5 protein-coding genes are annotated in these 7157 nt (G+C 55.6%); 1 reads left to right on the forward strand and 4 read right to left on the reverse strand.

The window, feature by feature from the left end:
- Positions 1-32: 32 nt before the first annotated feature.
- Positions 33-2606, reverse strand: coding sequence for a hypothetical protein (locus tag J2Z18_RS28360; protein ID WP_007133066.1), 2574 nt, complete (start codon positions 2604-2606; stop codon positions 33-35).
- Between the two features lie 284 nt (positions 2607-2890).
- Between J2Z18_RS28360 and J2Z18_RS28365 the strand changes: the two genes are divergently transcribed.
- Positions 2891-3499 carry a superoxide dismutase gene (locus J2Z18_RS28365; protein ID WP_007133067.1) on the forward strand — a complete coding sequence of 203 codons (609 nt, stop codon included), beginning with the start codon at positions 2891-2893 and terminating at the stop codon, positions 3497-3499.
- 211 nt (positions 3500-3710) lie between these two features.
- Here the strand turns inward: J2Z18_RS28365 and J2Z18_RS28370 are convergent, their stop codons facing one another.
- From J2Z18_RS28370 to acpS, 3 genes are read right to left on the reverse strand one after another with little or no spacing between them, the layout of a single operon-like run.
- Positions 3711-4943: an MFS transporter gene (locus J2Z18_RS28370; RefSeq protein ID WP_007133068.1), complete on the reverse strand. Its 1233-nt coding sequence runs from the start codon at positions 4941-4943 to the stop codon at positions 3711-3713.
- 31 nt (positions 4944-4974) lie between these two features.
- Positions 4975-6312, reverse strand: coding sequence for an A/G-specific adenine glycosylase (gene mutY, locus J2Z18_RS28375; RefSeq protein WP_007133069.1), 1338 nt, complete (start codon positions 6310-6312; stop codon positions 4975-4977).
- A 19-nt stretch (positions 6313-6331) separates the two neighbouring features.
- A complete protein-coding gene (gene acpS / locus J2Z18_RS28380) occupies positions 6332-6733 on the reverse strand; it encodes a holo-ACP synthase (RefSeq protein WP_028406117.1) in 402 nt (133 codons plus the stop codon).
- Positions 6734-7157: the final 424 nt, after the last annotated feature.

The following is a 7157-nucleotide window of genomic DNA, read 5'->3' on the forward strand; positions in this document are numbered from 1 at the left end:
GCCTTTCCTCTCCCTGGTCCTTGGTTTCCCTCTTACTCTTCCGGCGGCTCCACAACATTCGGATAGAACGTCACATTGTAGCTTTGAGTGCCGAGGGTGATCCGTTCATTCTGGAATTCGTCCGCGAGCGTCAGGGTAAACCATCCGCCTTTCAATTTTTTGTACTGCTCATCCGTCATTTCAAACGAAAGCGTCCTCGTGCCCGGAACCTGGATATCCGTCCCCGGCGTAAGGATGCGCTCCTGCGTCTGTCCCAGGGTGTCCTTGATCGTCAAAATCAGCTTGTGGCCGGCATCCGCAGCGGTAATGCTGTCGCTTCGCTTCACGTCCACCGTCACATTCATGGAGATGCTCGAGCTGCCCTCCTGCAAATGCCCCATCGCTTTCGTCACGGAAATGCTGTACGGATACCAGTCGAGCCCCGTCAGATTGGAGCTTGCGGCCGGACGAACCGGATTCAGCTGCATCTTCTTCACGCCGAGGACGCCGCTCACGTCTTTGCCCGGCTCGGCAAGCTTGCCCCCGGACATCGCAGTGCCCAAGGCAAGTCCCAGGCTTCCGGCCGTCCCCTTCGGCACTCTGGCCCAGAATACGACCGATTGTTTGCCTCCCGGCTGAATTGGCGTTTCCGGCTGCACGGTATCGGCCTCGTAAATTTTCCCGTCCGTACCTTGGAAATATCCTTTCAGCAAAGCCGCTTGTACCCGGCGCGCCTCCCCGCTGGTCAGCGTCAGTTCGGAATAAATGATATCCGAATCCGCTCCTTCGTAAATCAGCGTCCGTCTCTCCTGCGCTTCTGCCCGTTTCCCGGCCGTCGTGACGGTATACGGCTTCCCTTTCTCCAGCAGCTCAATCGACTGCGTATGTCCCGGCGTCGTCAGGGTAAGGAAAGGTGTCTTCACGCTTTCCTGCTGGGCAAACAGCTTGAAGCGAAGCGTGCGGATATCCTTCGTGTACGGAATTTTGGCCAGGACGGACACCTCAGTGGATGCTCCCGGCGCGATCAAGGAGCCCTGCTCCCCGGCAATGACCTCGGGACTTGCGAGTACGGTCTTTTCGTCCGCGGTGACATCCGCCTTCAGCTCAGGCAGCTGCAGGGCGTTCGTCTCATGGGTATTGCGCAATCGCAGTTTGGCTACAATAAGATCCGTATCCTGCCATGGCAGGCGCTGAATGGATTCCAGCGTGTAAGCAAACCCGCCGGCACTCTGGGGCGCATACTCTACCCCGATGGAGGACTGGCGTTCCGTTTGATAAGGTATGCTGAAGTAGGCCAAAGGCAGACTCGCTTTGCTTGGAGCATCCGAGCCTGTGCTTCCCCCCGGCTCCTCCTGACCCGCAGGCGGAGAAGGTGTGCGCTCATCTCCCGATGCTTCGATCATCTGCAGCTTCAAGCGGTCCTGCTTGAGCTCCATCGGCAGGGAGATTTCCATCGTTACGGTCTTCTCCTGCCCGGGCCGAAGCGTCAGCATCAGGCTCCCCGGATCTCCCGGCGCATAAGGATGATAGGAGCCCTCCGACGCCTTAATCGCATACTCATACGCCGGAATCTTGGCGGTTTTCTTCCCCTTGTTCTTGAAAGCCATCTCGATATTCCATATCCCCTGGTCCCCGGAAGAGCGAAGCGTGGCTTGACGGATTCTCGCTTCGACAGGCTGGCCGCTAATCGTCAGGGACTTGGCCGCACCTGCAGGCACGTCCCATTTAGGAGCGGTGGCAGCAGGCAGCCGGAACGAGCCTACAGGCAGGCTCAGCTTCAAGGCTTCATCGGTTTCCGTCCATAAAAAACGCAAGCCCGACGGTTTTAGATACGTTGGAACTTCTGTTATGTAATAGACCAGCTTCCGTTCTTTCGGCTGAATCGGTGTCCCCTCGGGCCCTGCCTCGCGCTGAAGCCGGAAGGAGCTGCCGCTCTTCGTGACCAGGAACGGGTCATAACCGCGGTCCGACCATGCGCTGCTGCCGTTATTCGTCATCGACATGCCTACCCTGGCGATGACTTTGCCGTCATATTTGATGATCTCCAGCGATTCCGATTTTACGGTAACCGGAGTTCCGCTCAGGCTCAGCTTTGCATTCACGCCTGAAGCAACCGCGGCTGAATAATTGGAAGGCAGCCTGTATGACCCGACACGCTCCAAATAGCCTTTAACCTTCGGATTCCATACGTCCATAGCAAGCTTCATGCCAGACAAGGAAGGGGTGTCCGTCTTGACGTAATAGGTTACGGTCAGGCTTTGACCCGGCTCGACCTTCTTCTTCGCAAGGTCTTTGGATATCGGATTGGCGGCCTTGACCGAACCTCCGGGAAGCACCGCTTTGGGGAAGTACGTGACGAGCCTGGCCGCGGCTTTTCCTCCATTTTTGTATTGGAGGGTAAATACGGCCACGCTGTCTCCGTTCTGCTGCCATACGTCGGCTTGCTCAAGCGTCGCCGTGACGCCGCCGCCAAGCTTCACACGCCAGTCGAGAGCCGGACTTTGGGCCGCAGCAGATCCGACAGCCTGCGATGACGCCGTCTTAGACGCAGCCGCATCGGCATGCGGCGCGGCCGCCAATGTTGCAGCCAGCAGAATGGCTGCCGCTGTGTACCTTTTTTTATTCATATTATGAAACTGCTCCTTTCCGCCCAAGCACCCCCGATCGATTCCAATCGACGGATTGTGATGGCTATACTAGAATAACGATAGATTCGCGGAGAAAGTTTGGACTGCCGTTCCAACGAACTTTCAGACTTTTCAAACATAAAAGTTGATTTAATCCCCCCAAACGGTTTAATATAAGTAGTGTAGCCTATGTTACATACTGCAGTGCCCGGATGATAAGGACTTCCTGAACAAGGACGGCCTTGATCATAACCAAAAAACTAATTTACAGGAGGTTTTCATTTATGGCATTCCAATTACCACCTCTTCCTTACGCAAACGACGCGCTCGAGCCTCACATCGACGCACAAACGATGGAGATCCATCACGATCGCCATCATAACACGTACGTTACCAACCTGAACGCTGCCCTGGAGAGCGCTCCAGAGCTTCAAGACAAATCCCTTGAAGAGCTGATTTCGAATCTGGACGCCGTTCCTGAAAGCATCCGCACGGCAGTCCGCAACAACGGCGGCGGCCATGCTAACCACTCCCTGTTCTGGGAAGTTATCGGACCAAACGGCGGCGGACAGCCTACCGGCGCTCTGGCTGAAGCGATCAACAACGAGCTCGGCGGCTTCGATAAATTCAAGGAAGACTTCACGAAAGCAGCTACAACCCGTTTCGGCAGCGGTTGGGCATGGCTCGTTGTGAAAGACGGCAAATTGGCCGTAACTAGCACACCGAACCAAGACAGCCCGCTCATGGAAGGTCAAACGCCTCTCCTCGGCCTTGACGTTTGGGAGCATGCTTACTACCTGAAATATCAAAACAAACGCCCTGATTACATCTCCGCATTCTGGAACGTTGTAAACTGGGAAGAAGTCGGCAAGCGTTACGAAAGCGCGAAGTAATCCAGCGTTCTCGCTCTAAGCGAAGCCGATTATAATAAGGAGCTGTCTCGCAAGCAGATCATTCTGCTGCGGGGCAGCTCTTCTTTATGTTGAATATAAAAAAAAGTGGAGTACAGGCGGGCTCACAAATGAGCAGCTGTTCTCCACTTTTTTAGTGTTTTTATCGAGGTGCGTTCAAGCAGATTGGCTGATCCTCTGCCTCCCTGGTCGATCAGCTTGAAGCTCCGGCGGACGGCTGGGACTCGTAGTGGAGAGCCTTGGACGGGACATAGGCCGCAATAAGCAGGATTATTGAGACCGCGCATGCCGCACCGGCACCGATGAGGCATACCGTCTGCAGGGACCAAAGATCTGCGGCAACGCCGAGCAGCAGCGTCAGCAAAATCTGCACGATTCCTTCCAATAAACGTGTCACGCTGCTGAAACGTCCCATGAGATCGATCGGAACCTGGTTTTGAAAAAACGTCATACAACCGGCATTCGCAAACGATGAGAAGAAGCCGAAAATGACAAATCCCGCTGCCGCCATCGCATATCCGTTCGAGGCATAGAACACGAAATAGCCGGCACTCGACAGCAGCGTTCCCGCTCCGATCAGCATGCGGACCGAAAGCCATTTTACGGTGAACGATGCCGCGGCGGAGCCTGCGAGGTACCCTGCCCCCGCAACGCTCACAAGCAAGCCATAATCCTCGTCACCCAGCTGAAGGACCTGCTTGATAAAAGTCGCTTCCTGCGAGTCCAGGGCGAAGCCCAGCAGCATCGCCGATTGGAACAAGATATAGATGAGCACAAAATAAGCCGCAGCCTTCCCGAAGTCAATCACGGCAATCCAATCCTGGACCAGCGTCTTCAAGGTCATGGCTGCCCGTTTGCCGGCCTTGCTCCCTTGTGCATCCACATCCGGCAGGAAATAAATCGCCAGCGCGCACAGGAAGAAGGAAACGGCGTTAATGATAATGCTGATGCGGATATCCGTGTATGCGATCAGGACGCCCGAGATAGCCGGACCCAGCAGAGCCGCGCCGGACGAGGCAAAGCTGGACCAGGCGTTAAAGGTTTTTCGCTGCTCAGCCGGGACGAGCTTCGTGACGTACGTAATTGAGGTTGGCCCGAAGAAGGCGCCCGCCACACTGATCAAAAACATGATCGTATAAATCCCCCACACCGACGTCATGAACGGGATCAAGGCGATGAGCCCGCCACGGATCACGTCCGTCACGATCATCAGCGTGCGCTTGTTGGCCCGGTCGATGATGCTCCCCGCCCAGGAATTGGTGAGCAGCGTAGCAAGCGGACGGATGATAAACAAGCCGGCCACTGCGGCCGGCGATCCCGTCATATTCAAGACAAGCAAATTGATTGCAACGAGATAAATCCAACTCCCCAAGTTCGAAACGCCGATTCCGGCGATATATAACAATGCATGTTTCCAGCTATGCAAGCAGCATCACAGCTCCATTTCGTCTTATCCTCTATCGCGAACCGGCACCATCCATCTTGGAGAAATAGGAAGAAAGGATGCGGATGAACACGTTCGGAAAGGCGTATCGCTCCATATCGCCGGCATCGATCCAGCGAAAATCGTTCGTCTCCCCCGCTTCATACGCAGCAGCGCTCTCAGCGGCCTGCAGCCCGCTGAGTGATTCCGGCTCCTCCTGCCATACACAGCGGTAGACGGACATCTTCCATTGGATATGGCTAAACGTATGCTCGGCATCCATGTAATGGCCGATCGGCCGTACCGGAACCCCTTCCGCAAGCAAGCCATCCGTAAGCCGGATGACCGCGGCCTTCTCAGAAGGCACCGCTACATTGGACGGCACCATGACAGTCTCCGAAGGCACCGTGGTCACCTCTGACCGCTCCGCGACTGCCTTGGAATGAACGGAAGCCGTATCTGATGCCACCGTACCCCCCTTGGTCGATACCGCGCTCAGACCGGACTGCTCCGTGGCTCCCTTGGTTGATACCGCGCTCGCACCGGAAGTCACTTCAATATGCGGAAGCTCCCACATCCCGGCAAGAAGCCCTGACGCCGGCCGTTTGCGGATCAGGATCTTCCCTTCGTGCACCCCGGTTCCTTCCACGATGGCTGCCAGTCGATGCTCGGGACGCGGAGGCTTTGCCTTCGTCTTAACGGGAAGCGACTCTTCCTTCCCTTCAAGCCTGCCTGCACAGTGCTCCATTACCGGACATACCAGGCATTTGGGGGATTTCGGCGTACAAATCAGCGCCCCGAGCTCCATTAGTGCCTGGGTAAAATCCGAAGCCCTCCCCTCCGGAACGAGCGTAAGCACCAGTTCCTCCATCCGGGTTCGTGTTTTTATCTTCATAATGTCATCTTCGATTAAAAAATACCGGGACAGCACCCGCATCACATTCCCGTCCACTGCTGCGGCGGGGATGTTGAACGCAATGCTGCGGATCGCGCCGGCCGTATACGGCCCGACGCCTTTTAGACCGGCGACTTCCTCCTTGCCGCTCGGCATGACCCCGCCGTACTGCTCCGTAATCTGCCTGGCAGCACTCTGCAGATTGCGGGCTCTAGAATAATACCCGAGGCCTTCCCAGCATTTCAACACGTCGTCTTCCGGCGCATCCGCCAGCGCCTCGATGGTCGGGAAGCGCTCAATAAACCGGTGGAAGTAAGGAATCACCGTATCCACCCTTGTCTGCTGCAGCATAATCTCGGATACCCATATATGATAGGGATCCCGGGATCTTCGCCAAGGCAGATCCCTTTTGTTAACGTCATACCAATCCAGCAGCTCGCTGCTGAAATATCTATCGTGATTGCGCTCTGTGTGCATGCTAGTCTATCTCCTTCTGTTATCCTTGCCTGATCCTTTCCACGACTGCGAACGCAGAGGCCAGCTCCGGCTGGTGGGAAATGGTCAAATGGATGGCGTAGTCGGCTGGATCGCCGATCGACAGACGGCTCCACGCTTCAGGAGACAGGCTGGCGATCGGCCGCCCGCCCGGATGCGGGAGCACTTCAATATCCCAGAAGCCGATGAGGCTTCCGATCCCGCAGCCGAAGGACTTCGATATCGCTTCCTTCGCCGCGAAGCGGCCGGCAACGAACTCGGTGCGCTTGGCGCCTTTCTGGAGCGCGATCTCCCGCTCTGCTTCGGTCAACACCCGTTCCACAAACTTCTCGCTATGCGGGCCGGTCATCAAAATTTCCACTCTCCGCATATCCAGCACATCATGTCCGATACCATAAATCACAATCGCTCGCGCCCCTTCTCTGATTTCTAGTCCGACCATTATTCTGCCTCAGACTATTGTATCAGTGCTTGTACCCCAAAAGCGAGATTTTCGTTGCACAATATGATTTATTGAAAAAAATTACCGTTCGAGCGTTTAAGGCCGGGTGCACAAATTAGGATCGATAGTAAACAAAACAGGGCTGACCCAGCAGTACATCTACTGATGGGTCAGCCCATTGAATGTGGGAGTGTAATAGAGAGTTAGTGCCCTGGGCGCTAAAAGGCCCAGGCTGCGCAGCAAGTCCCGAAAAAGGACTAGTTCGGGCTTTTCAGGCCCACAAGCCCGCTGCAAGTCCCCAAATGCTCTTCTGTCAAGAAAGTAGACACCTCTAAGCTAAGCTATACACTCGTAATAGCACTGCTCAAAACGCACCGGGGACATA

The sequence above is a fragment of the Paenibacillus lactis genome, assembly GCF_017873605.1.
Classification (GTDB): Bacteria; Bacillota; Bacilli; order Paenibacillales; family Paenibacillaceae; genus Paenibacillus_AQ; species Paenibacillus_AQ lactis.